Consider the following 24795-nt stretch of genomic DNA (forward strand, 5'->3'; position numbering starts at 1 on the left):
CCCCAGATTCCCTCTGAACCTCACGCAACAGTTCCCCTCCAACGGAGGGGTGCCCGATAGGGCGGGGTGGGTTCGGGGCGAGGATGGATGGCGCGGGGTTTGGCGTGGTTCCGCGAAGCCTCTGATCCAGAAATTAGGTTACTGACGCTCGGTTCGCGGGTGTCCCCAACCCACCCCCCCGCCCCCTCCCAAGAGGGGGAGCCGCGCACAAAGGCAGCGCAGGAAAATCAAGGATGAGACCGCAGGCTAAAGACCTTCCTATCCATCACCCAATCAACCAACGAACCTCACCTTGCGGGGAAAGGTTGGCGATGGGGTAGCGCGTGGCGGCGGCGGCGGGGTTGTCCAGAATCTCTTGGAGGATTGGCCGCTTCGTTTCCCCCGTTACCAAGATCATCGTCCGGCGGGCGGCGTTCAGGAGCGGGAACGTCAGGGTGATACGGTCGTGCGGCGGAACGGGGGCGCGGCTTGCAACCACCCACGCCGATTCCTCGGCCAGCCAATCCCCCCCGGGAAAGAGCGAAGCCGTGTGGCCATCATCCCCCATCCCCAACAGCAGCAGATCGAACCGGGGAACCTCACCCTGCCCACCAACAACCCGCCGCAACATCTCCTCGTAAGCCGTGGCGGCAGCGGTGGGGCTTACAGCCGATGTTGGAATCGGATGAACTTGCCCCGGAGGAATCGGGACACGCTCCAGAAGGCTTCGGCGCACCATCCCGAAATTGCTTGCCGGGTGGTGGTGCGGAACGTACCGATCATCCCCCCAAAACAGCTCCACCTTCCCCCACGGAATGGCATCGGCAAACGTGGTTCCCAGCAGTTGATAAACCCCCTCGGGAGTTCGCCCGCCGGAGAGCACCAGCCGGAACCGCTCCCCGTTGTGGTTGGCAATCATCTGCGCAATTTCGGCGGCGGCGGCGTGGAACAGCTGGCTTGCGTCGGGGAAGATGCGAAGGTGGCTTGTTGGCGTTGGCATATCACAGCACCCGCCAATGGTCGTCGGCATGGACGATCAGTTTTTCCGCTTCGGTTGGCCCCCACGATCCGGCCCAGTACGGATGCGGCGCAGGGGGATTTTCCAGCAACGGGCGATAGAGCTTCCAAGAAGCCTCCACCTCGTCGGCACGGACGAAGAGCGTTTGGTCCCCCAGAATCACATCGAACAGAAGCGTCTGGTAGCCGTCGGGAATGTCGGTGAAGGTGTCGCTGTAGCGGTGGCGCAACCGCTGCGTCTCCACTTTTGTTTCCCCCGGGGCCTTCACCTCGAAATGGAGATCGAAGCCTTCATCGGGCTGGATCGAGATCACCAATTTGTTGGAGTGGATGGAGGAATCTTCCCCTTCAAACGGGCGGAACAGTGAGACCGGAGGCTTGCGGAAGTTCACCACAATCTGGCTGACGCGCCGCTGCAATCGCTTCCCCGTGCGGATGTAAAACGGAACCCCTTGCCAGCGCCAGTTCGCCACCTCAAGCCGCAACCCCACAAACGTTTCGGTAAGCGATTCTGGGTTGACTTTTTCTTCGTCGCGGTAGCCAATCACTGCCTCGGTTCCGACTTTTCCGGCGGCGTATTGCCCAAAGACAAAATCCCCGGGCTTGATTGGCGCGATTGACCGCAGCACCTGCACCTTCTCCTCGCGAATGTCATCGGCATTGAAGCCAACCGGGGGTTCCATCGCCACCAGGGTCAGCAGCTGCGTGACGTGGTTTTGGATCATGTCGCGGAAGGCACCGGCGGTCTCGTAATATCCGGCGCGATGCTCCACCCCCAAATCTTCCGCCACGGTGATCTGCACGCTGCGGATGCGGTCGCGGTTCCAAAGCGACTCGAACATCACGTTGGCGAAGCGGAAAAACAGAAGGTTCTGGACCGTCTCCTTCCCCAAGTAGTGGTCAATTCGATAAACCTGCGATTCCTCGAAATGGTGGTGGACCAGGTTGTTCAACTCACGCGCCGAAGCAAGATCCCGCCCGAACGGTTTCTCAATCACCAGCCGGGTCCAGCCCGCGCTTTTGTTCAGGCCAACGCTCCCCAACGCCTCAATCGTGGTGGGGAATGCCGACGGCGGGAGCGCAAGGTAGAAGATGCGATTTCCGGAAAGTTCGTGCTGGCGTTCCACCGCCTCAATCTTTGCTGCCAACGCCGCGAACTCCGCCGGGCTGCTGGTCATCATCGGCAGGTAGTGGAGGTTCTCCTGCATCCATTTGGAGGCGGTTTCTTCGGTAAGGAATCCCGCATCCAGCAAGGTCTGTTGCGCTTGCTGGCGGAATGCTGCGTCGTCCTGGTCGGTGCGGGCAACGCCAAGTATCACACACTTTTTTGTTAGATGCCCACCGGTGACAAGCCGATAGAGTGCCGGAAGGAGTTTGCGGTGCATCAGGTCCCCGGTGGCACCGAAGATGATGAACAGATGGGGTTCAACGCTGACTTTCATCAGGCCCCTCCTTCGCGTTTCACCGCATGGCCGCCGAACTGTTCGCGCATAACGGCAAGCAAGCGGTCGGTGTAGGATTCTTCATCGCGTGAGCGAAGGCGTTGCAGCAGCGAGTGGGTGATGACCGGTGCGGGGACGTTCAGGTCAATCGCTTCGGCCACGGTCCAGCGGCCTTCGCCGGAATCGCTGACGTAGGGGCGGACGTTCTCCAAGCTGGTTCCCCCTTCCAACGCCCGCGCCGTCAGGTCCAGCAACCACGAGCGAACCACGCTTCCATGCCGCCAGATTTCTGCAATCTCCTGCAGGTCCAGATGGAACTCCGTTTTGTGTTTCATAATCGAGAAGCCCTCGGCAAAGGCTTGCATCATGCCGTACTCGATTCCGTTGTGGATCATCTTCACGAAGTGGCCCGCGCCCACCGGTCCCACGCGGCCCCATCCGCGTTCGGGGTCTGGGGCAAGGGTTTCGAAGATTGGGGCGCATTTCATCAGCGCTGTTTCGTCGCCGCCGATCATCAGGCTGTAGCCTTCGGCAAGGCCCCACACGCCGCCACTGGTTCCGCAATCAACGTAGTGGATGCCGTGCTGGCCAACGGTGGCGGCGCGGCGGATGGAGTCCTTGTAGAAGCTGTTGCCGCCGTCAATCAAGATGTCGCCGGCGTGAAGTTGGGGCATCAGCGCGGCGATGGTTTGGTCCACGGGGTCGCCCGCCGGAACCATCATCCAAAGAATGCGCGCAGGCTCCAATTTGGCGACCGCTTCTTCCAGCGAAGCCGCGCCCACGGCCCCTTTGGCAACAACACGCTCCACAGCCTGGGGGCTGCGATCGTAGCCAACCACGCGATGCCCACCCTTCAGCAAGCGTTCGGTCATAAACGCCCCCATTTTCCCCAAGCCGATCATTGCAATATCCATCTGTCTGATCCTGAAATCGTTATTGATTGATTGTGTGATGTACGAGGCGCAAGATAATGGATGGGGGGATTTGATGGGTGATGGGGTGATGTGATGGAGTGATGAAACACACCTCCCGAAGCGTCCCCCTCCCACGGAGGGGTGCCCGATAGGGCGGGGTGGGTTCGGGGAGACCACCGAACAAGCGGGGATTTTCCATCGGCCACGAGGTGTGGTGTTCCTGAGATTTGGCAAATGGCGCGGTTTCGCGGGTGTCCCCAACCCACCCCCCCGCCCCCTCCCAAGAGGGGGAGCAACGCACGGAGCCACGCATAGATTCCCCCCCAAAAAACAACAACGCTGGGCCGGTGCTTGCGCGCCGACCCAGCGTTTGATTGATCTTGGAATGGGGCTGTTATTTCACCACAACCACTTGCTCCGAGGCCACGTAATCGCCGGCGCGGAGGGTAAGGATGTAGCTTCCGGCGGGGATGTTGGTTAGGTCAATCCCCTTGTGGTACGTGCCGGCTTCCTGCGTGCCTGCTTCAACGCGGGCAACGTGTTCGCCCAGGGCGTTCCGGAGTTCGATGGCGACATCTGCCGTTGCCCCAAGCGTGTAACCAATGGCCACGGCGTTCGCGGCCGGGTTCGGCGCGACGCTTCCCAACGAGAAACCGCGCACCGAAACGTGCTCAACCCCGCTGGCCGACTTTGGCGAGAATCCGGTCTGGATCACTGCCAGATCATCATCGTTCTGCACGAAGGCAACGGTGTACATCTGGTTGGCCTGCCAGTCGGCACCGCGGGTGTAGGAAGCGGTGAAGGTTTTGGTTTCGTTTGGCTTCAGGGTAATTGCTTCACCATCGGGTGAGTTCACCATCTTCCGCATGATGTCGTGGAACTCAACTTCGCCGTTGTAGCCTGGGAATGGCTTCCCCCCTTTCCAATCATCGCGCACCACCAACCCCTCCACCGCAACAATGCGAAGGCGGTAATCTCCATCCAGCCCGTCCGGCCCGGCAGTAACTTTCACCGAGACGTTGTACTCGTTGCTTCCGTACGGAGTCTGGGTCACTTCGATGCCGATTGGAGCTTTCACGGTTCGGCGTTCGGCTGCGTCAGGAATGATGTAGTCTTTTGATGAGAGTGCTCCATCAATCCGTGCGTGCGGAGGTTCAAGGGGATCGTTCGGACTGTAGTAGGTGCGTCTTGCCTCAACATCTGCGGGATTGGCTTTGTACCACGGGTCGTACGGCTGAGGCTGGTTGACATGGTAGCGGATGGAGACGGCTTTCCCCTTCCCCGCATCCACGGCTTCATTCATAATCGGCGTAACCTCCACACACGGGACGCACGTCGCGCTCATAAATTCTTCAATCAACACCACGCGGTCGTAGGTTGCTTCTTGTGCTGTTGCTCTGCTTGCTATCCCAACAAGCCCGCTGGCAAGAAGAGTTGTGCAGAAAAGGGTAGAGAGTTTATTCATGGTTCATCCAGAGTTAGTGAGATACGATGCTGCGCGCCACGTTGCCACGCCGAAGGTAGCAAACACCCAACGTTCAGGAAAGCTACGCGGCCAAAGTTTTTTTACGGCTCCTTGGCCAGCACTGGCAGGTCCGGGGAAGGAACTCCCAATCTCCATTTCTCGCCACCGATTTTACAGCTTGCTTACCAGCCCAATCCTAAACCCCGTGAAGGAGTTCACCAGCCGGCACACGCCGCCGGTGCAGACGATACCGGCGCGGGTGGAGCCGTACTCAAGGCTTAGGGTGTGCGCGTCGCCAATGCGGTAGGTTCCGCTCAGCGTTCCCCACAGCTGCTGCCCCCCTTGCTCGCTTTCGGTGGTGGTGTATTCAAACCGCCCGGCAACGGACCATTTGGGGGAGCTTGTGAACTCCAGCGTCAGGGCTACGTTGTTGAAATTTCCATCGCTGGCTTTGATTCCTAAGCTGTCGTTCGCTGCTGTTTTCTTTTTGGTGTCGAACACATCTTGCACCTCGAAGATCGCGTGCAAGTTATGGCGGTTGGTGATGGCGTATTCCCCTTCCAGCATCAGGGTGGAGGCCGTGTAATCTTCCGAGTGCGGGGCAATCAGCTTGCCATCCCCTTCGCGATAGACGCGGTTGTCGCGGCGTTGCACGGCCAGGCCAAGCGTCAGGTCCTCGCTGGCATCATACTCCGCATGGGCCGATGCTTCCCAGTACGGGGAGTAGGTGATGTCACTCAAGGAGGGGAACTTCAGGGGGGATTCGTTCAGCCGCTGGTAGTCGGTTCGTTCTTTGGAATTCGGCGTAGTGTCTGCTGGGATAATCACCGTCTGCCAGGCGTTGTGGCGGCTTGCCCCCGCGCCTTGCAGCGTCACGGAAAGTTCCTCCATCGGCGTAAGAACCACGTCAACCATGAAGCCAACTTCGTCGCTGAAATCAACGGCGTGCGGGTTCCGGTCCAGCAATGCTTTGCTGTACTCCGGGACCAATGTTGGCGCGTTCTGGAACGGCAGCGCGCGCGACTGCCGGTCGCTGGTTGCCTGGAAACTTGGCTTCACAAGGTCGAACTGATAGCTCTTGTACTGGGCCGTCACGCTAAGCATCTCGCCGGTGTATCCAAGCATTCCGTACCACCCGTTCCCGCGCTCGTTCGAGTCCCCGGTTTGCCGCACGAAGTCGCTGATCTGGTTCCGCTTGTCGGCGTAGTTCAGGTAGGCACTCAGTTGCTTGTAATTAAGGCGGGTAAAAATCTCCCGCAAGTAGCTGTCGAATGGCCTGCGGAACCCGTTCGGCGTGCGTTGCCCGCTGACGGCAAGGTAGCTTCCGCCAACCCCCACCCCAGTGGTGGGGCGGACCTCACCCGAGGCCCCACGAAGCAGATATTGCTCAACGCGGGTGTTGCTCAGGATGTCAGCAAAATCCATCAGCCCGCCGAAGGCTTGGGCGGAGAAGTCTGCGTCGTCGTAGCCCAGCTTCACCCCAAGCGTGGGGGCATCGAACCCGATGGGGCGGCTTTCGAAGGAGTTCATCACCAGCCCGCGCCCAATCAGGTTGTAGAAGTTTCCGGCGCGTGCGCTAATCCCGTCGCGGCGGAACTCGGCGTAGTATTCTTTGATGCCAATGGTGTCGCGCCCGTACTCGCGTGGCTTATCAATCTGCGCACGGAACCCGAGGGTGAAATCCCCAACAAAGAACCGCGTGTTGAACAGGTTTTCCAGATACTCCTTGCGGAACGGGTTCTCCCCTTCGTAGCGTTCTCCAATGCCATAACGAAATTCGTTCGACAAGGAGTAATCAATGCGTGGAATGCCCGTCCCGTTCTGCGCCACCGCAGGGATTGAAACGGCAAGGGCAAGGGCAAACGCAAGAAGAGCAGCGGAAAGGCGTAGTGGCAGATTCACGATAGCTGTTCAGGTTGGTTAGAAGCTGGAAGAGGGTTCGCGCGCACGGGGAACCGTGGGCGATAATACAAAAATCTGATGGGAGAAATCCGCAGAGGGGGAAGGATTCGAGTCAGCTTGCGTGCTGTTGGGCGAAGGCTATGGCTGGAACGATGATGGGGAATGGCTTGCGTCCATTCCCCATCAAGCAGATCACCATTATTCTGGCTTGGTCAGCGCGATTGCTTCCTCAACCAATTTGTCCTCATCCCCCTCAAGGAAGCCGTTGTGTTTGGCGTGCAAAGTCCCGTCGCTTTTGAACACCAGCGTGTAGGGGACATCAGTCCCGTTGGCGGCGCGGAAGACCTCGCTGTTCGGGTCCAGCAACACCGGGAATTGGTATCCTTTGGAGGCAAGATAGGGAGCCACTTTTGCCATCGTCTTGGTGTTGTCAATCGAGACGGCGATATACTCCACCCCTTTGGCTTTCAGCTCATCGTACTTGGGGGCAACGGCGGCCATTTCGGCTTTGCACGGCTTGCACCACGTTGCCCAGAAGCTGACGATAGTAACTTTCCCGGCACCAATCTGGGCCACCGATTTCTGTTCCCCCGTTGGCGTGCTGAGCATATTGCCGAAGGTGGAAAGCGATTGGGCCGCGGCCCAGGCGGTTCCGATAACGAGAAGCGCGCTGCTTAGAAGAAGGCTACGAACGATTTTCATGGATTCCTTGCGGTTTATCAAGTGGAACGGTTGCGGATGCTTGACGCAGTATGTTGGCAAGAACTTCAATGGCTGAAGTTCCAACTAAAACTTCAATGGCTGAAGTTCCAACTAAAACTTCAATGGCTGAAGTTCCAGCTAAAACTTCAATGGCTGAAGTTTCAATTCAATGGTTAGCATTTCAGGCGGGGATATATTGCCGGCCATGATCCCGCATACCAGCGTCGCACGGCGGCAGATGACACCCCCCCGTTGTGCCAGGTTTATCTGGCGGATGAGCTTTGTTTTCCTTCTGTTTGGCGCGGCTTCGGCAAGGGGCGTTGCCCAAGCCGATTCTTCCGCCAATCCCACTTTTCCGGCCTCCATCACCCCCTTGCTGGACCCCTTGGATATTCTTCTCCCCGGATTCCTTCGCGCCGCCTACAACACTCGAACGTGGGTGCGGGACTCACTTGCCAGCAGCGACACCAACGGCCTGGAAGCCGTGGACCAAATCTACCGCCGCGCCCTTTTTGAAACCGACGGCGACCACACCCTTGCGCTTCTTGCTGCGGCCATTGCCACCATGGAGCATCGCCAACTTCAGTTCTCAATCGGGCTTACGCTGCCGCTGACGTTCGAGGGGCAAGCCGAATTTGACCGGCGCGTTGCCAAGCTGCCGCAACGCCTGTTTGCCGACCTTCCCAACGGCGACGACCGCGATAAACTTCAGCATTTTTTTGCATCGGCCTGGCTTGCACGCGCCCTTGATAGCCGCCACGCTGCCGACCTTATTGGCTGGGGGATTGAGATCGGGGAAGGGCTGCTGCTAACGGGCGAAGCAGAGGACCCTCGCGACATCCGCGCCAACCGGCTGGGGCAACTGTTTGCTGAGCTGCTCAACAGCCACCCCGCCGCGCTCCCCAGCATGATGTTCGATGCTTGGAACCGGAGGATGCTGGCCGGCGGCAAGAGTACGAAATGAGAAACAGCATCCGCCGATACTCACCAGCAAGAACCTCTATCCCTCCGTTACCGGCACGCACGGGTTTCCTTTTTCATCCACCACTTCCACCGGGCCGAACTCCTTCAACTCATCTTGGATTGCCGTGGCATCGCCGGTGATGATGATGGTCATCCGCTCCGGCTGCAGGAATCGGGCGGCCACCTGCAACAACTGCTCGGCATCCAACAAACGAACCTCGTCGGGGAAGCTGTCGAAGTAGGTTGCGGACAATCCGTACAGGGCCACGGCTTTCACAAAGCTGGCAACTTGCCCCGGCGTCTCGATCTGCAATGCTTGCGAGCCAATCACGTAGTTTTTCACCATCGCCAACTCTTCTTCGGTGACAGGCTGGGTGGCAATCTGCTTCAGCTCCTTGAAAATCTCCCGCAGGGCCGGGGCCGTCACCTCGGTGCGGACCGATGTGGAAATGGAAATCGTCCCCATGTGAAGCGGCGCATCCACCGCCGACCGCGCGCCATACGTGAAGCCGTTCACCTCGCGCAGGTTGTGGTTGATGCGGCTGTTGAAATATCCGCCAAGCAGGGTGTTCACAATTGCCAGCGGGATGTACTCAGGGTGGTTGCGGTTGATTGCCAACGCGCCAACCTGCAACGCCGATTGCACCGAGCCAGCGCGGTGAATAATCACCGTTCGTGGCGTTGCCGCGGGCGTGGGTTCGGGGAACTCCCCCTCCTCCGGCGCGGCCCCCTCCCAATCTCCAAATTTCTCGTTCAGCATCGCCAGCAGCGCATCGGGGTTCACATCGCCGGCGGCCACAAAGAAGGCGTTGCCCGGGGTGAAATGCTGCTGGTGGAACCGCACGCAATCCTCGCGGCGGATGCTCTTCAGCGATTCCTCGGTCCCCTCAACCTCGGTCCCATATGGGTTCCCGCGAAAAAGTTCGCGGCGGAATTGGATTGCGGCCAAGTAGTTCGGGTCCGACTGGCTTTGCTTCAGCGAGGCGATGGACTGGCGGCGTTCGCGGTTCAGCTCATCGCTGGGGAAGGTTGGGCGCAGCACCACATCGGCCATGATCTCCAACGCCTGCGGAAGGAATCGGGTAAGCACCCCAAGCCGCACCGTGATCTCATCGCGCCCGGCTCCGGCATCCAACACCGCGCCCAGATAGTCAACATCGTCGGCAATCTGCTGCATGGTGCGCTGGCCGGCACCGCTTAGCAGAAGCTCGCTGGTAAACGTGGCAAGCCCGGGAAGGCTGCCATCGTTTCGTGAGCCGCTTCGCAGCACCAGCTGTAGGCTGGCATAGGCCTGCCCGTGGTTTTCCACGATGTACAGCGGCACGCCATTGCGCAGATGCAACAGGGCAAACGATGGGAATCCGGCGCGGCTTGCGCGCCCAGGCTCCGGCGGGCGGGAGCGGTCAAGCGGTTCGGTGCGGTGTGTCACGTTGATGTTCGAGATCATGGAATCAATGAAGGTCGTTATGAAATGCCATTGGATAGATACTGTTCGGCCGCCAGAGGGGGTGATGTCACCGGACGGCGCGATACTCCACAACGTTCGGCTGGGCGTTGCAAAGATACTCCCTTGCCACCCGTTGGATATCATCGGCGGTGACGGAATCGTATAATTCCGCCTCGGCGAACGCCAGCGCGGGGTCGTTCAGCAACGCGGCGCACATTGCCAGCCGCTCGGCCCGATTGGAAACCGATTGCAGCGAATGGGTGATGGAGGTCATCTTCCGGTTGCGTGCTTTTTCCAGCTCCCGCTCCGTCACTCCATTTTCGGCGATGTCGCGGACCGCCGCAATCAAGGCTTGGGTCAGGCTGCCAGGGGGGATGCGGTTGCTTTGGGCAACGGCATAGGCCACCATCAGCGAGCCAAGCTCCCCTTCGTCCAAGTAGCAGCCGGTTTCGCTGGCAATCTCCATCTCATACTCCAGCGTGCGGAACAACCGGCAGCTTTCGCCATCGCCAAGAATTCCGGTTAGAAGGTCGCAGGCGGGATTGTCCGCGTGGCGCAGCGACGGCACGTGCCACGCCAGAAACGCAGCGTGGTGCGCAATGGCCCGGTCGTTCAGCAAACGGTAGCCGCCGTAGCAGCGGAGCGCAGGGTCCGCCTCGGGAAGCTGGGCGTGGATGCCGGAAGGGATCGTGGAGAAATAGCCCTCCACCAACGGCAGCGCGTCATCGGGGTTGAAATCCCCGGCCACCACCAACACGGCGTTTGCGGGGACGTAAAACCGCTGGTAGAATTCCCGAACATCGTGCATGGTTGCGGCGGCCACATCCTCCATGCTCCCGATGGTGTCCCAACTATACGGATGGGGCGCACGGAAGGAGATTTCGTGCAGCACCACCTGGGCCGATCCGTAGGGGGTTTCGTCAATCGTCTGACGTTTCTCCTCGGCAATCACCGACTGCTGCGTGCGGAGCGAAGTCTCCTCAATGGCGAACTCCGCCATCCGGTCCGACTCCAACCACAGCCCCAACGCCAGGTGGCTGCTTGGCAAGGAGATGTAGTAGCTGGTGACATCGCTGGAGGTGAAGGCATTGTTATCGCCGCCGACCGAGGTGCACCACGTGTCGTAGGCACCGCGCGGAATATTGCGCGACCCCTCGAACATCAGATGCTCGAACAAGTGGGCAAACCCGGTGCGCCCAAGCTGCTCATTTTTGGAGCCAACATGATACAGCACATTGATGGTGACGATCGGCGTGGTGTGGTCCTCGTGCAAAATCACCCGCAGCCCGTTCTCTAGCTGAAGTTCAGTGAATAATTCGTTTGCTGTTGCAATCAATGTGAGTGTTGAAAAATGTATGGCCGGTACGAACGTGCGGCCAGTTGTGTTGAGTCCCGCAACTGAGCCGAATGCTCCGTTCGTTCGGATTCTTGATTACGGCTTCTTGGATGCCAGCATCTGCCGGTTGAACTCTTCGGACTTCCCTTTGGGAACCGAAAGCGTTTGCCAACCTTCGCTTCGCAGGTGCTTGGCAAGGAACACCATCTGCCCAACGTGGTAGGCGTAGTGCGAGGTCTGCCGGATGATGGCTTGCACCACGGTATGCCCCTCGCCACGAATCAGGATTGTCCGCTCAAGGTCCTCGGGCCGGAGCGATTCCAGCGTCTCCATCAGCTTGCCCCAACCCCGTTCCCATTGCTCCATCACCTCGGCACGGCTGCTGGCTGCCCCTTCAAACTCCGTATCGCGGTTGCGGTCCGGCTTTTCGCCATCGGTGGTGAAGATGTCGGTCCAGCGGGAGATCATGTTGCCGGAAAGATGCTTGACGATAATCGCGATGCTGTTGGACTCACCATCGGGGGACCAATCCATCTCATCATCCCGAAGCTGCGCCATTGCCCGCTCGCCCAACCGCTTGGTTGCCCGGAAATCGGCGATGATGACATCAAGGAAATGCTGCGCGTTGGCCATTGGGCTGTGTGAGGTTTGTTGAAGAATGCTTCTTCTGATTTCTACTCAGTGGGCGTTTGCAATGTTCAGTCCCATTCCTCTGGCAAGTAGTGAAGCACCGCCGCCGAGCTTGGCGAAAGGTAGTGCTGGGCAACCCGCTGCAAGTCCCCAACCGTGACGGCGCGATACTCATCCAGCAAGCGATTCACGCGCGCCGGGTCCTGCTGGAAAACGTGGAACTGCGCCAACATATCGGCAACGCTTTGGGCCGAACCCAACCCGCGCACCAGCGAAGCCTCGGTCCGGTTCAACGCCGCGTCAAGTTCGTGCTGGGTGCAGCCGTCGGTGCGGAGTTTTTCAAGCTCTTCCCACAAGGCGGCTTCCAACTTCTCCGCCGAAACGCCGTGCATTGCTCTGGCTTGTATCAGGAGCATTCCATCACGTTCCTGCGGGAGCGCAAGGGCGTAGGCGTGCAACGCCAGCTGCTGGTCGTGGACGATGGATTGTTGAAAGCGGCTTGAAGTCCCCCCGCTCAAAATATTGGTGAGCAAGGCCAGGGCTTGTTGGTCCGGGTGGCCAATAGGGGCGGCGCGGAACCCGATAGTAACCGAAGGGAACGGGACCTGGTCGGTGATGGTGCGGCGAACCTGCTGGGTTAGCGGGGGCGCAGGGCTGAACCGGCGCTGAATCGCCGCCCCGGCGGGGATGTTGCCAAACTGCTCGGCAATCAAACGGCGCGCCTCCTCCGGCTCGAAATCGCCAGCAAGAATCAGCACCGCGTTGTTGGGGACGTAGAATTGTTGGTGGAATTCCTGCACGGTCCGGAGCGGTGCGGCATCCAAATGCGCCATGTCGCCAATAGGTCCCCAGCCGTAGCTGCTCCCCTGGAACACCATCTCCAACATCGTCAGATACAACAGGCCGTAGGGTTGGTTATCGTAGCGTTGCTTCCGCTCCTCCTTCACCACCGAAAGCTGGTTTTGGAAATTTTCTTCCGACACATTCAGCGAGCGCATCCGGTCCGCTTCCAGCCACAGTGCCAGGCCAAGATATTCGCGGGGGACCGTTTGGAAGTAGTTGGTTCGGTCCTGGCTGGTGCTGGCGTTTGTCACCCCGCCAATCCCCTGAATCCAGGTGAAATGTTCGGTCTTGCCAACATTCTCGGACCCCTGGAACATCATGTGCTCGAACAGGTGCGCAAAGCCGGTGCGGTCGGCAGGTTCATCCTTGGACCCGACGTGATACCAAAGCAAGACGTGCACAATCGGCGTTGCTGTGCGTTGGTGCAAGATCACCTCAAGCCCGTTCGGCAAGTGGTAACGGTCGAAGGTGATGTCTGGAAGCGTTGATACTGCTTGGTCCACGATGGAAGTTTTTTTGTTCGTGAAATCTTTGTTCGATTGCTTGGCCAACATGGCGTGCCGCGCTGCCCCAAACCGATGTGGCTTCTGGTGCGCGTGCTTGCGTCACTGAAACTCTGTGGCTTTGATATCCCAGTAAATCTCCTCCCGCAGCTCCTCTATCCATTTCTCCATCTCCCTCCCCTGCTTGTATTTCAGGGCCAGCGGCTCCAGCACGCTGCGGTCCTGCACGGGGTCGGCGGCGTGGGCCGGCACGCGGCGAACAAACCGGACGATGTGATAGCCCCCTTCGGTTGGCGATAACTTCACCGGAAGCGGCTCGGTGATCTCCCCTTCCTTCATCGTCTCAATCGCCTTTTTCAAGTCGTTGGGAAGTTGGTCGGGGACGGTTAGGCCAATCGCACCGCCCAACGCTTTGGTGTCGTCGTCCTGGCTGAACTGCCGCGCAAGCTCGCCAAAATTTTCGCCGGCAAGCGCGCGGGCGCGGTAGCTTTTTAGCCGCGCAACAAGCGTGTCACGCTCGGCAGCCGATTGCTCAATTTTCAGCAGGATATGGCGCGAACGGTACTTCCGGTCCACGTCGTTTTTCTCCAGAAGTTGGATCACGTGGATTCCGTACATCGAGCGCACGGGGCCGGAGTATTCGTTGATCCCCAGGGCTTTTGCCGCGCTGTCGTATTCGGAAACGAACTCACCCCATTTCACCCATCCAACGTTCCCGCCATCCTTTGCCGAGTAGGCATCGGTGGAGTAGCGGCGGGCGAAATCGGCAAAGTCCCCCCCGGCTTTTACCGAGTCGGTAATGGCGCGGGCAAGGTCAATGGTGCGGGCCACGGCAGCGTCGGTGGGTTTGTCCAGCAGCACAATCTGCTGAAGCTCCACTTGCTCCGGCACGTTGGGGAGCGAGTCGCGGTATTTCTGGTAGAACTCGTTCAGGTCGTGATCGCTTACCTTCAGCCCGTCGAATCGGGTTTCGGTGACGCGCTGGACCAGAAGTTGCTGGCGGATCAGCTCGCGCGATTCGCGGCGGATTTGCTCCATGGACATCCCGTACACCTTCTCCAACTGCGATTCCGAACCGACCTGGCGGATCAGTTGCTGCAGGCGGTAATCCAACGCCCGGTTGACCTCTTCCTCGCTGGCCACCACGCTATCCTCGCGGGCGCGGGTCAGCAGCAGTTTTTCGTTGATCGTCTCCTGCAAAATTCCTTTCAGGACTTTGGGGTCGGCGGGGTTCATCGCGCCACGGCTTTGCTGGGCCATGTAGCGGGCACGCTGCACAACGTCGCTAACCAGGATAATCTCGTTGCCGACCACCGCGGCCACCCCATCCACCAGCGTCCGGTTTTTCCCCCCAAGCATCGTGGCCGCGTCGCCAATGGGTTGCGCCGCTGCGGGGATTGCCCCGGCGGCGATAATGGCGGACGTTGCCGCAAGCGCGATCAGTTGCAAGAGTATGTTCATGGCATGAATTTGCGGACCCCGATAGACGATTCGGGCTGCCGAGAGCGTGTTGGCAATTCGTGAAAACTGGAAATAGGAACAACGGTGCGCCAGCCCCTTATTTGGCGGCCAGTGCTTTGGTTAGCACACCTTCGTCAACCTTCACTTTGTATTGCTTGCGCAGGCCTTGTATCCACTCGCCGCGCAGGCGGTTTTGCAGGTCGTCAATGTAGTCGCTGCGCAACTCGTTCTCGGCTTCTTGGAACGACATCGGGCGCGACGGCTCCACCTGGTCCACCCGAATGATGGACCAACCAGACTGATACTCAAATGGCGGGATGATATCCCCCGCTTTTGCGTCCGGTTTCCGTTGCAGCACCTGCTTCACAAGGTCCGAGCCTTTCACGGTTGCCAGCCCCCAATGCCCACGCTTCTCGCGGTAGCCCGGGCGCTGGGTGTATTGGGCGGCAAGGGAGTCGAACGGAATCTTCCCGGCTTGCGCCTGGCGATACGCCTCGTCGCGCTCCTTCTCTTTATAAACAAGGATTTCCGTCACCGCATATTTCGGCAAGGTCTTGTAGTCCGATTTGTGCCGCTCGAAGAAGGCGCGGCCTTCGGTTGAGTCGTATTTCAGCTTGCTCCAGACGGCCTCATCTTCCAGCTTGAAGATCAGAATGCCGTCGCGGAATTCCTTCATCAACCCCCCGAACTCTGGATACTCTTGCTCCAGCGATTCGGCCTCTTTCAGCAATGCCGGCATTTCCAAAACGGAGATGATGGAGGATTCCACCCCCTCGCGGTTCAGTGCGGTTGCGCGAAGCTCCGGGTGGGTTTCAATCGTGTCCATCCAATCCATCACGCGGATGTTGTTCCCCTGGAAGCTGAAGAGCGTTTGCGAGCGGAGGTCGTTGGTGATTCCGCTTGCCCACGCGGTGTCGGCAGTGGTGCGCGATTGGTTGACGGACGCAAGCAGGCGTTCCAACGTTGTTGAGTTCATCTGGAACCCTTGCTTCTTCATCACCATCTGGACGTAGCGGTGGCGGTCGTCGGCAAGGAACAGGCGTTTGTACAGCTGGCGCAGCGTCTCCTTCTCCTCATCAAACGTCGGGCGGTGGCTTTCCAGCCGCTTGATGATGTGGTAGCCGTAGCTGGTTCGGACGATTCCAGAAACCTCACCATCCTTCAAGCTCATCAGGGCATCCTCGAACGCCGGTTCCAGCTTCCCTTCCTTTGCCTCGAATCCCAACGAGCGGGTGTAGAAGCTGAGCAGGTCGCCGCCATTTTCGCCGCTTACTTTGTCGTCGCTTACTTGGCGCGCCACTGCCGCAAAATCTTCGCCGTTGCGGATCCGCTGCAAGGTCTGCTGGGCGCGTTGCCAAACATCGGTGGTGTCGGCAGCCACCGTTCCGGCACTTCGGTCGCCGGTTTCCAGAAGGATGTGCGCGCCGCGGACTTTCATTCGCGGCTGGCGATCCATCAGCCTCACGATCACATAGCCGGAGGCAACGCGGACCGGGGCGGGATACAGTTTCCCGACGGGTGCGGCATAGGCGGCATCTTCAATTTCGCGCAGGATCATTCCGCTGGTGATCCAGCCCAGCACGCCGCTGTTGGTGCGGGTCATGGGGTCGTCGCTGGAGTCTTTGGCAATTCCGCCAAAGTCGGCTCCGTTTTGGATCTGCCCAATCAGGCCCAGGGTGCGCTGGTAGGCGCGGAGTGTATCGGCGGGATTGGAGGCATCCATTTTGGAGAAGATCAGGGCAATTTTCAGCTCATCGCTGCGGCGGTTGAAGATGTCGCGGACGGCGGGGTCCACCACTTTGCGTTCAATCAAGTAGCCGGTGTTTGGGGCGGGCGCGGCGGCAAGTTGGCGGCGGTTTTGGGCAATGTCCGCCTCAATTTCGGGGCGTTTATCAAACCCTTGATCGAGCGCGGAGCGGACCTTCAGCCGGTAATCGGCATACAGGTTCACGAACTGCAGCGCGCTATCCTTCGAAAGTTCAAAGAAGGTTTTGCCACCACGATTTGCGTTCTTCTGGAAGGCATCGGCAAGCTGCTGGACGGTGAATTTCTCGTTGGCAACCTCCAGCAGTGTGGAGCTTAGGGGTGGGGTTCCGGTTTTCCCTTCGGTAGCGGCTGGGGTGTTCTTCCCCCCTTTTTTCTTTGGCTGTGCCGAAAGTTGTTGCAGCCCCAATGGCAGCCCCAGCAACAATGCCAGCAGCAGCCGAATGAATAATGGTGTTCTCATCATGCGGTACGACAGCAATGCAAAATTCCGTGTTGACGTTGGCAAAAAAACCGCCGGGCAACCCCCACTCAACGGTGGGAGCACCGGGCGTTGCGATTCCCTTCCCCGCCGATGCAGCCGGCGCGGTAATCGGCGGCGGCAATCTTTGAAGAAGGGTTGCAAGTTTACACAAGGCCACCCGGAATAACAAGGTAAGCAAGGGGGGATGAACGAAATGGAACGGAACGGAGCAGCGGTCCCCCGCCGGCAGGGTGGCGCGGGGCATCCGTAGTATTTCCGTAGCACCTTGGCCAGCAAAGCGGCGTATGGTTGCATCAACAACAGCAGGGAACTGCGTTGGTGACCAACCGATCAATCACGAATGAACAGCAAGGAGATACAACCAATGAAACGCTACGCCGCCATGATTCGCTTTCTGTTTTGGGCCATGTTGATGTGCGCCGCAATGGTGCAATCGCAGGCCAGTGCCACGCCCGACAACCAGGGGAAGAAAGAGCACGTTCGCCCGGCAGGAACGCGGCAACGGATTGAGCTGATGGTCCCCGGCTTCACCGCCAGCGAGCCATACCAACAACTACGCATCACCATGACGGTGAATGCCGACACCGCAGCAGAAGCTGCCAGCCCAACCAGCGAAGCCGCCCAGAGTTCAGCCGCCGAAGGTTCGGCAACCGCAATTCAGGGGTTTGTGGAGTTCACGGGAACGGCAACGGGACAGCTTGTGGCGGCGGGATTTCTTCTGGGGTTTTGCTGGCGCGTGCTGTGCCGCATCCGGCGCGAGGAATCGGGGAACGGGTCGTTGCGCCGCAGCCCGGTGGTATCGGCGTAGGGGATGAAGGCAATATTTTTGAGAAACGTGCTTGGGTAAGGCTTCGCTGCGGATTGCTATCTTTTTACTTACACGCAACCTGGGCTATTATCTATCGCCATGATGCCTCGTTTGCTTCTTTCAATTTTGCTTCTTTCAATCACCGCGCTACTGCTGGCGTTGCAGTTGGGGTGCAGCAATGCCCGCACGGAATCGGGCCATGCGCCCATGCCCCAGCCTGGCACCAACGTGGCGGCCATTCCCGCAGATACCGCCACCCGCCGCACGATTGAGTTCCGTGGGGTCAATCTTGCTCATATCCATCGGCGGGGGTTGGGGTATGGTTCGGCGGCATCGGCGCGGGAGATGGATTCGTTGAAGGCCATCGGCATCAACTGGACGGCGATTACTCCGTTCGGCTACCAAGAAGGGGCAAGCGCGGAACAGATCATGGGCTTTGCGGCATCGGAGGCGGGCGACCTGGACCCAAGCATGGGGAGCGATGATTTGAAAGCGGAGATTGGGCTGGCGCATCAGCGGGGAATCCGCGTGGCACTGAAGCCCCATATCTGGTCCCATGATTTTTGGGATGGAAGCCAGTGGCACGGAACGGTGGCGCAGCCCACGCCGCAAGCCCATGCACGCTGGTGGCGCAGCTACCGCGCCATGATCCTTCATTACGCACGGCTTGCCCAAGAGTCCGGGGCCGACCTTTTCTGCATCGGCACCGAGCTGGTGATGATGACCACCACCCACCCTGACGAATGGAGGGTCTTGATTGCCGACACACGCAAGGTTTATCGCGGGCCACTTACCTACGCCGCGCATTGGGATCGGGAGTTGGAGGACATCACGTTTTGGGACGCGCTGGATTACATCGGCATCACTGCCTACTTCCCGCTGAACGTCCCCGACACCGCAACGGTTGAGCAGCTGGCCGAAGCATGGCGGCCACACTTGGAACGGATTGAGCGATTGGCCAACGCCACCAACCGCCCCGTGCTGTTCATGGAAGCCGGATACCGCCCAGCCACCGGAACCTTTCGCGAGCCGTGGAAATACGAAGGTGGAGTTTTGGATTACGACGCGCAACGGCGTGCCTACGAAGCAATGTTCCGCGCCACAACCGCCCGCCCCTGGTTCAAAGGCCTCTTCCTCTGGAAAGCCTTCACCGACCCCGACCGCGCCGCCCGCCACGGCGAAGACACAGGCTTCACCTTCCGGCGCAAACCAGCCGAAGGGGTTGTGAAGAAATGGTTTTTAGGGAATGGGGGTTAGGGAACGCATTCGCAGCAACCTCACCCACTCCACCCCCTCAACTACAGCTCTTCTTCCTCATCATCAAATCGCCCGCGCCCGGTGAAGATGGTCCCCACCAAATCTTTGTAGCTGGTGCGCCCGTCGAACTCTTCCTTTGCGATTTTCGAGTTTTGATGCAGCCCATCCAACACGAACTCCATCCCGGTGGCAACCTCCCACGGATTGCCGCGATTGATCTTCAGATGCCGCAGCGTCAAATCCCGCAACCCGGGGACCCGCTCAAGCTCCTTCTGATACGCCACAAACGTCATCATGTCCCCAAGCTCCAACGCGTTCCCCTCGGTGAACCAATTCAGGATTGCGGCATACGGGTCCGCCAACGCCTCCCCTTTTTCCGAGCGGCGCGGGCGCTCCAACGGGTTCGGGAAGTAGGCGGCGAACACCTGGCGCACGGCCTTCCCGATTAACGCACGCGCCACCTTCAGCGGACCTTCCTGCTCCCCTTCAAACACCAGCTCCACCTTGCCGGTGATTCCGGTCAGGGAGTGCTGAAGGTCCACGATACGCGGCACCACCATCTCATCGCCGTTGATGATCGCGCGGCGTTCGGCATTGGAGATCAGTGTTTCCATCGTGGAGATCGTCATGCGTGCCGAAACGCCGGAACCTTGGTCCACGAACTCGGAACGGCGGGCCTGCATCGCCACCATCTCCACAATCTGCTCGATGTATTCCGGCATCACCACCATTCCATCTTGCTCGCGCCCAATCCATGCTTCCTGGCGGGTGATCGCCATTCCATCTTCCAGCGTGCGGGGGTAGTGGGTGATAATCTGGGAATCAATCCGGTCCTTCAGCGGGGTGATGATCGCGCCACGGTTGGTGTAGTCCTGCGGGTTGGCGGTGAACACCATCACAAGGTCCAACGGCATTCGGACGTTGAAGCCGCGGATCTGGATGTCCTTCTCCTGCATGATATTGAACAACCCCACCTGGATGCGCGGCTGAAGGTCCGGAAGCTCGTTGATAACAAAAATGCCCCGGTTTGTTCGCGGGATAATCCCGAAATGAATCGCCCCTTCGTCGGCGTAGGTAAGGCGGCGGCTGGCGGCTTTAATCGGGTCAATGTCGCCGATAAGGTCGGCGATGGTGACGTCGGGGGTGGCAAGTTTTTCGCCGTAGCGGGCATCGCGGGGAAGCCACTCAATCGGGGTGGAATCCCCATGCTGGGCAAGAAGGGTGCGCGAATGCTGGCTAACGGGCGCAAACGGGCTGTCGTTGATTTCCGAGCCAGCAACGATTGGCAGATGCTCATCCAACAGAAGCGTCAGCATCCGCGCAATGCGGGTTTTGGCCTGGCCACGCAAGCCAAGCAGTAAGATGTCGTGCCGGGCAAGAATGGCGTTGATAAGCTGCGGAATGACGGTGTCATCGAACCCAACAATTCCCGGAAACAACGGCTCGTTCAAACGGAGTTTGCGGATCAGGTTTTTCCGCATCTCCTCCTTTACCGTCAACGGCTGGTAGCCGCTATCCTTCAATTGGCCGAACGTGGTTGGGCGATGCTCACCAGATGCTGTATGGATCATGCGTGATGATGGTTTGCTGAATGGTTGATGTGCTTGATTGAGGCTAAACAGAAATGCTGCAAGCGGCGGCGGGATGACGGCTTGCACGGCAACCGGATTGCACAATCCCGCCACGCACAGTTGGAAGGCAGGGGGAAAGAGCGAGGCCTGCACGCCCAGCCCCTGAACCCGACGAAGTCGGGGTAGCCGCATCGCGTCAGCGATGGTAGTCGCCCCGACCTCCGTCGGGATTGATAACAGGTCTTCAGCCTGCGCAACGGAGGACGAGGACACCACCAAACCCAACGCCACCTTCCGAACCTCAGGATCACCACGCTCTTTCCCCCGTTCCCCGTCCCCCCCATTCTCCCGTTTTCCTCCGTAGATTGCGCCCGCAATGAATCTTCTTGTTATCCGCTTCAGCTCCGCCGGGGATATTCTCCTTACCAGCCTCTTCCTCCGCTCCCTTCGCAAGCGTTTCCCCGATGCCAGCATTCACTTTTTGACGAAGCAGGAATTCCTTCCGCTGGTGGCGCACTCCCCCTATCTGGACCGCGTGATTACCATCAACAGCAGCGACCGGCGCAAGGAGCTATCCCAGCGTAAACGGACGTTGATTCGCGAGCTTGGCGGCAAGTACGACGTGGCCTACGACCTCCACAACTCATTGCGGAGCAGGTGGTTCCGGGTGGGGATTGCGCAGCGCGTTGAGGTGATCCGGAAACCATCGCTGCGGAAGCGGCTGCTGGTTTGGTTCAAATGGAATCGGCTTCGCCCCATCGTCCCAATTCCCGAACTCTATCTGCGTGTTGGAAGCCGTGACGGATTGGCGAACGATGGCCAGGGGCTGGAGCTTTTCATCGGGGAAACATCCAACCCCCTTCCCCCGCTTCGTGGCAAGCCCACGGTTGGGTTTGCCCCGGGCGCACGCCACCAAACCAAGCGGTGGCCGCCGGAACGGTGGATAGCGTTGGGCGCGATGCTGCGCGAACATCACCAAGCGCGAATTGTGCTGCTTGGCGCGCCGGAAGAATCCCACCTTTGCCAGCTGATTGCCGATGGGATCAGCAACGGAATCAGCGGCGGAATTGATGGAGATTCCCACGCAGAAACCAGCCCGTTGAACCTTGCAGGGGAAACCACGTGGCTGCAAACCGCAGCGGCCCTTGATGGATGCGACCTTGTGGTGACGAACGATTCAGCAATCGCCCACCTTGCCGCAGCGCGGAAGCGAACGGTGGTGGCGATTTTTGGCCCGACGGTTCAAGAGTTCGGGTTTGCTCCGTACGGGACGCGCATGGCGGTGGCCGAAGTGCCTGACCTTCCCTGCCGCCCCTGCACCACAATCGGGGGGGACCGCTGCCCAAAAGGCCATTTCCGCTGCATGATCGGCCTGCAACCGCATCACGTTGCGGAGATTATTGAGAAGCTGAAAGCGATGGCAGGATAACACAGGAATCAAGCTCTTGAAACCCGCTCAAAAAAAAACCACGGGCAGGCCGTGGTTATGTCTGTCGCTTGGGGGTTGCCTACGTTACTCGCGCAGTTGCGCGGCGTAATCGTTGTTGTTTCCGCCCCCGGCCAACCGCACCCGGAACGCATGGATGCCTCGGCTAAGAGCGGTAAGCAGATTCAAGATTTCCAGCACCGGGGCTTGCACCTTGCGTTGGATATTTTGCTCCAGATCCAGCACGCTAACCACCACTTGTTTGGCCGAGTCCACAACCTCGGTAACGTCGCGGCTGATGTCGCTTGCGCTGACCACAATTCCTTCGATGTTCTCCAGCTGAGTGTTCAGCCGTGCAACGGTTCCTTCGGCTTGCTTTGCCACCCCGGCCAAATTTTCCACCACGCCGCCCACGGCAATCCGTGTCTGCTGAACTTCCCCCACAAGGTCCTGCACGCCGCGCGTGGCGGTGTCAATCAGCGGGCGAATGCGGGAAAGAAGAATGGTGAGATAGATGAAAAGGCCAGCAAGCGCCAACAGCGCGATGGAAGCGGTGAGGTACAGCGCAAGTTCCATGGTTGCAGTATGGGTTTGAATGTGGACGAATTGTGTGTGCGTGTGCGGAAGGGAGCATTGCCAGCATTCCCGCCGGAAGCCTTATCGTTAAAAACAGAGCGGGGAGCAACCCGATTGCTGCCCCCCGACTACCAGTCGCGCAGGTTTTACGAAGCGGACGGATTCCGAAGCTCCTCTTTGAAAGCATCGGTCCCGGCTTTGACCGCATCGGCAAGTTTTCCGGCCGAGGCGCGAACCTCGCCGGCGGCTTTGCTGCCGGTGTTGGTGGCTTTTGCACGGGCATCGTTCACAATCCGCTCGGCATCGCTCATCAAGGTGCTGGCGCGCTCGCGAGCGTCGTCAACAAGCGTCTCGGCACGTTTGCGCCCTTCGTTCATAATCTGCTGGGCGCGCTCCGAAGCGGCCACCACAAGCTCCCCCGCTTTATCCTTGTACTGGTTGGTCTTGTACTGGATATCCGAACGCAGCTCACGCCCGGTTTTTGGGGCGAACAACAACGCTAACGCCGCGCCAACCGCGCCGCCGGTCAGCATCCCAATAAGCAGCCCTTTTGCAAATCCTGTGGTTTCGCCATTTGAGTAATCCGACATGATAGCCTCCGTGTGTATGTAAGGGTTGACTGTATGATTAGCCGTACTTCTGTGGGGTTACGTCGCCGTTGGAACGCCCCAAGTATACAGCGGCTGTAACGTACGCTCCAAACAATTCGATAGTGCCCCTGTTGTACGCAGGTAGCGCACCCACTGTTGGCCGCGCCAGTCCACAGCCCCACACACGTCAACCACGTGACATTGTTACGGTGGTGAAAGGGTGGTTTTGGCAAGGGGGGTAAGTTCAGGACTCAAAGTTCTTCCCCGAAGATTCTGATCCTGAAATGTGGAAAGCAACACACAGAAGCCGCAATCTATCTTCCTTCCCCGCTCCCTGTCCCCCGTCCCCCGATCCCCGATCCCTCACACCTCCTCCATCTCTTGCTCGTCGGAGCTTGCGCTCCATCGCATAATCTGCGCTTCCATTTCATCGGTTGTGGCGAACCGCGTGGGGTCGTAGCAGCCAAGCGGGGAATTTGCCGTGCGGATTGGGCAGCGGTTGCAGTGGGTGCAAGGGTTTTCCGGGCGGTTAATCCCCCGGCGGAACTGCTCCACAAGGTCAACGTTTGCCAGAAGCGGGCGTGCCATTGCAATTAAATCAGCTTTCCCCGCCGATAATGTTTCTTCAATAATTGACCGCTCCTGAAATCCCCCGTTGGCAATCACCGGCAACCCAACTTCTTCCCGAAATCGCTTTGCATCGTCCGCCGAAACTGCTGGCGTGTCGTGCCAGCCAATATTTGCAATCGGCCTCAGCAAAAAATTTGGGATGGAATTAAAAAACACCGCACGCCACCATGCCTTTCCAGAAAGATGACGATTGGAATTATAGAACATCTTCATCTCTTGAACCGGAAATGACCCCGGGTTTCCTTTCGGGTTGATAAATCCATACCCTTTGTCAATATGGAGATAATCCACACCAAGCGTTTTTAGTTTTTTTGCGAAATAGAGATTCTCGTTAATCGTGTTCCCAAAATACCAATGCTTCAGCGGGAACCGAATTGGCAAGCGGATATTTAACGGGAGATAATTGTGGTCAGCTGCCGACATCCGAATTCCCAACGGAAAATCATCTCCAATTTTCCTTCTTACCGCCCGCACAATTTCTTCCAATATCTTGAACCGTTTATCTATCGAACCTCCGTAGGCATCCTTTCTTCGATTAATTCCGGGATTGAGAAATTGCTGGATGATATACCCCTTGGAAGCGGTGATCTCCAAGCCATCCGCCCCCGCTTCCTGAACCCGGCGCGCTGCTTCGACAAAATTCTCCACCGTGGCCTCAATTTCCTCAATCGTCATGGCGGCCTGAAGCGTGCGGTAGCCGTAGAACAGATCGAAGACGGAAGATGACGACTGCGAATCTTCCTGCTGCGGGAACAAGCTGGTGTGGGTGTGCCCTCCGGTGTCGCCAATTTGCACGATATACCGGCAATCGTACTGCTGCACCGCTTTGATTGCTGCGGCCAGCGGCTTTATAAATCGGTCATCGCTCAGCTTTGGATATTCCAGCGGCGAGGTTCGCTTATCGTTCACGCTGATGGTGGCGGAGATTATTCCGGCAAGGTCGTGCTGCGCAAACCGTTTCTCAAAATTCTTGAACGCCGATGTCACTGTCCCATCATAAAACGAAGTCCGCCCACCGATGGATGAACGGAGAATTCGATGCTTAAACTGAAGATTTTTCAGTTGGAACGGTTCAAAAATCATTG

21 protein-coding genes are annotated in these 24795 nt (G+C 58.7%); 5 read left to right on the top strand and 16 right to left on the bottom strand.

Annotated features, from left to right (window positions below; all coding sequences use genetic code 11):
• Window positions 1–265: 265 nt before the first annotated feature.
• From pgl to IPM61_01400, 6 genes are all read right to left on the bottom strand, one after another.
• Entirely contained in the window at window positions 266–1009 is a 744-nt protein-coding gene (pgl, locus tag IPM61_01375) for a 6-phosphogluconolactonase (GenBank protein MBK8909956.1), read from the bottom strand.
• Window positions 981–2438: a glucose-6-phosphate dehydrogenase gene (gene zwf, locus IPM61_01380; protein MBK8909957.1), complete on the bottom strand. Its 1458-nt coding sequence runs from the start codon at window positions 2436–2438 to the stop codon at window positions 981–983. The genes pgl and zwf overlap by 29 nt, the downstream gene beginning before the upstream one ends.
• The gene (gene gnd, locus IPM61_01385; GenBank protein MBK8909958.1) at window positions 2438–3352 is read right to left on the bottom strand and encodes a decarboxylating 6-phosphogluconate dehydrogenase; all 915 of its coding nucleotides are present in this window, start codon (window positions 3350–3352) and stop codon (window positions 2438–2440) included. The genes zwf and gnd overlap by 1 nt, the downstream gene beginning before the upstream one ends.
• 394 nt (window positions 3353–3746) lie before the next feature.
• Window positions 3747–4817 carry an Omp28-related outer membrane protein gene (locus IPM61_01390; protein ID MBK8909959.1) on the bottom strand — a complete coding sequence of 357 codons (1071 nt, stop codon included), beginning with the start codon at window positions 4815–4817 and terminating at the stop codon, window positions 3747–3749.
• Between the two features lie 171 nt (window positions 4818–4988).
• Window positions 4989–6719 carry a hypothetical protein gene (locus tag IPM61_01395; protein ID MBK8909960.1) on the bottom strand — a complete coding sequence of 577 codons (1731 nt, stop codon included), beginning with the start codon at window positions 6717–6719 and terminating at the stop codon, window positions 4989–4991.
• A 198-nt stretch (window positions 6720–6917) separates the two neighbouring features.
• Entirely contained in the window at window positions 6918–7421 is a 504-nt protein-coding gene (locus IPM61_01400; GenBank protein ID MBK8909961.1) for a TlpA family protein disulfide reductase, read from the bottom strand.
• Between the two features lie 68 nt (window positions 7422–7489).
• On the opposite strand from IPM61_01400, the gene IPM61_01405 reads away from it, so the two are divergent.
• Both IPM61_01405 and IPM61_01410 read left to right on the top strand, forming a co-directional pair.
• Entirely contained in the window at window positions 7490–7630 is a 141-nt protein-coding gene (locus IPM61_01405) for a hypothetical protein (protein MBK8909962.1), read from the top strand.
• On the top strand, window positions 7627–8385 hold the full coding sequence (locus IPM61_01410) for a hypothetical protein (GenBank protein MBK8909963.1): 759 nt from the start codon (window positions 7627–7629) through the stop codon (window positions 8383–8385). The genes IPM61_01405 and IPM61_01410 overlap by 4 nt, the downstream gene beginning before the upstream one ends.
• A gap of 36 nt (window positions 8386–8421) precedes the next feature.
• On the opposite strand, the gene IPM61_01415 is transcribed toward IPM61_01410, so the two are convergent.
• The 6 genes from IPM61_01415 to IPM61_01440 form a co-directional block, all read right to left on the bottom strand.
• Complete coding sequence (locus IPM61_01415; protein MBK8909964.1) at window positions 8422–9831, bottom strand: insulinase family protein; 1410 nt, start codon at window positions 9829–9831, stop codon at window positions 8422–8424.
• Between the two features lie 67 nt (window positions 9832–9898).
• On the bottom strand, window positions 9899–11167 hold the full coding sequence (locus IPM61_01420; GenBank protein MBK8909965.1) for an insulinase family protein: 1269 nt from the start codon (window positions 11165–11167) through the stop codon (window positions 9899–9901).
• Window positions 11168–11263: 96 nt separating this feature from the next.
• On the bottom strand, window positions 11264–11800 hold the full coding sequence (locus tag IPM61_01425; GenBank protein ID MBK8909966.1) for a DUF1572 family protein: 537 nt from the start codon (window positions 11798–11800) through the stop codon (window positions 11264–11266).
• Window positions 11801–11865: 65 nt separating this feature from the next.
• The gene (locus IPM61_01430; GenBank protein ID MBK8909967.1) at window positions 11866–13194 is read right to left on the bottom strand and encodes an insulinase family protein; all 1329 of its coding nucleotides are present in this window, start codon (window positions 13192–13194) and stop codon (window positions 11866–11868) included.
• 51 nt (window positions 13195–13245) lie between these two features.
• Complete coding sequence (locus IPM61_01435; protein MBK8909968.1) at window positions 13246–14604, bottom strand: peptidylprolyl isomerase; 1359 nt, start codon at window positions 14602–14604, stop codon at window positions 13246–13248.
• Between the two features lie 97 nt (window positions 14605–14701).
• The gene (locus IPM61_01440; GenBank protein MBK8909969.1) at window positions 14702–16831 is read right to left on the bottom strand and encodes a peptidylprolyl isomerase; all 2130 of its coding nucleotides are present in this window, start codon (window positions 16829–16831) and stop codon (window positions 14702–14704) included.
• 385 nt (window positions 16832–17216) lie between these two features.
• On the opposite strand from IPM61_01440, the gene IPM61_01445 reads away from it, so the two are divergent.
• Together IPM61_01445 and IPM61_01450 are read left to right on the top strand one after the other, a co-directional pair.
• Entirely contained in the window at window positions 17217–17660 is a 444-nt protein-coding gene (locus IPM61_01445; GenBank protein MBK8909970.1) for a hypothetical protein, read from the top strand.
• Between the two features lie 102 nt (window positions 17661–17762).
• Entirely contained in the window at window positions 17763–18917 is a 1155-nt protein-coding gene (locus tag IPM61_01450) for a glycoside hydrolase TIM-barrel-like domain-containing protein (GenBank protein MBK8909971.1), read from the top strand.
• Window positions 18918–18958: 41 nt separating this feature from the next.
• Here IPM61_01450 and IPM61_01455 read toward each other — a convergent pair whose 3' ends face one another.
• The gene (locus IPM61_01455) at window positions 18959–20488 is read right to left on the bottom strand and encodes a magnesium chelatase (GenBank protein ID MBK8909972.1); all 1530 of its coding nucleotides are present in this window, start codon (window positions 20486–20488) and stop codon (window positions 18959–18961) included.
• Window positions 20489–20864: 376 nt separating this feature from the next.
• Between IPM61_01455 and IPM61_01460 the strand changes: the two genes are divergently transcribed.
• Complete coding sequence (locus tag IPM61_01460) at window positions 20865–21917, top strand: glycosyltransferase family 9 protein (protein ID MBK8909973.1); 1053 nt, start codon at window positions 20865–20867, stop codon at window positions 21915–21917.
• 84 nt (window positions 21918–22001) lie between these two features.
• On the opposite strand, the gene IPM61_01465 is transcribed toward IPM61_01460, so the two are convergent.
• From IPM61_01465 to IPM61_01475, 3 genes are all read right to left on the bottom strand, one after another.
• The gene (locus tag IPM61_01465; protein ID MBK8909974.1) at window positions 22002–22490 is read right to left on the bottom strand and encodes a hypothetical protein; all 489 of its coding nucleotides are present in this window, start codon (window positions 22488–22490) and stop codon (window positions 22002–22004) included.
• Between the two features lie 146 nt (window positions 22491–22636).
• On the bottom strand, window positions 22637–23080 hold the full coding sequence (locus IPM61_01470) for a YtxH domain-containing protein (GenBank protein ID MBK8909975.1): 444 nt from the start codon (window positions 23078–23080) through the stop codon (window positions 22637–22639).
• Window positions 23081–23443: 363 nt separating this feature from the next.
• Window positions 23444–24793 (bottom strand): NADH:flavin oxidoreductase, encoded by a 1350-nt coding sequence (locus IPM61_01475; GenBank protein ID MBK8909976.1) that lies wholly within the window; start codon window positions 24791–24793, stop codon window positions 23444–23446.
• Window positions 24794–24795: the final 2 nt, after the last annotated feature.

The organism is Chlorobiota bacterium, from assembly GCA_016710285.1.
GTDB lineage: Bacteria > Bacteroidota > Ignavibacteria > OLB7 > OLB7 > OLB7.

Bases quoted from the DNA above. Each gene is read 5' to 3' on its own strand.
- pgl (MBK8909956.1), bottom strand. From the start codon at position 1,009: ATGCCGACGACCATTGGCGGGTGCTGTGATATGCCAACGCCAACAAGC.
- IPM61_01390 (MBK8909959.1), bottom strand. From the start codon at position 4,817: ATGAATAAACTCTCTACCCTTTTCTGCACAACTCTTCTTGCCAGCGGG.
- IPM61_01465 (MBK8909974.1), bottom strand. From the start codon at position 22,490: ATGGAACTTGCGCTGTACCTCACCGCTTCCATCGCGCTGTTGGCGCTT.
- IPM61_01445 (MBK8909970.1), top strand. From the start codon at position 17,217: ATGAAACGCTACGCCGCCATGATTCGCTTTCTGTTTTGGGCCATGTTG.
- IPM61_01455 (MBK8909972.1), bottom strand. From the start codon at position 20,488: ATGATCCATACAGCATCTGGTGAGCATCGCCCAACCACGTTCGGCCAA.
- gnd (MBK8909958.1), bottom strand. From the start codon at position 3,352: ATGGATATTGCAATGATCGGCTTGGGGAAAATGGGGGCGTTTATGACC.
- IPM61_01430 (MBK8909967.1), bottom strand. From the start codon at position 13,194: ATGTTGGCCAAGCAATCGAACAAAGATTTCACGAACAAAAAAACTTCC.
- IPM61_01440 (MBK8909969.1), bottom strand. From the start codon at position 16,831: ATGAGAACACCATTATTCATTCGGCTGCTGCTGGCATTGTTGCTGGGG.
- zwf (MBK8909957.1), bottom strand. From the start codon at position 2,438: ATGAAAGTCAGCGTTGAACCCCATCTGTTCATCATCTTCGGTGCCACC.
- IPM61_01450 (MBK8909971.1), top strand. From the start codon at position 17,763: ATGCCTCGTTTGCTTCTTTCAATTTTGCTTCTTTCAATCACCGCGCTA.
- IPM61_01410 (MBK8909963.1), top strand. From the start codon at position 7,627: ATGATCCCGCATACCAGCGTCGCACGGCGGCAGATGACACCCCCCCGT.
- IPM61_01425 (MBK8909966.1), bottom strand. From the start codon at position 11,800: ATGGCCAACGCGCAGCATTTCCTTGATGTCATCATCGCCGATTTCCGG.
- IPM61_01405 (MBK8909962.1), top strand. From the start codon at position 7,490: ATGGCTGAAGTTCCAACTAAAACTTCAATGGCTGAAGTTCCAACTAAA.
- IPM61_01435 (MBK8909968.1), bottom strand. From the start codon at position 14,604: ATGAACATACTCTTGCAACTGATCGCGCTTGCGGCAACGTCCGCCATT.
- IPM61_01415 (MBK8909964.1), bottom strand. From the start codon at position 9,831: ATGATCTCGAACATCAACGTGACACACCGCACCGAACCGCTTGACCGC.
- IPM61_01470 (MBK8909975.1), bottom strand. From the start codon at position 23,080: ATGTCGGATTACTCAAATGGCGAAACCACAGGATTTGCAAAAGGGCTG.
- IPM61_01400 (MBK8909961.1), bottom strand. From the start codon at position 7,421: ATGAAAATCGTTCGTAGCCTTCTTCTAAGCAGCGCGCTTCTCGTTATC.
- IPM61_01460 (MBK8909973.1), top strand. From the start codon at position 20,865: ATGAATCTTCTTGTTATCCGCTTCAGCTCCGCCGGGGATATTCTCCTT.
- IPM61_01475 (MBK8909976.1), bottom strand. From the start codon at position 24,793: ATGATTTTTGAACCGTTCCAACTGAAAAATCTTCAGTTTAAGCATCGA.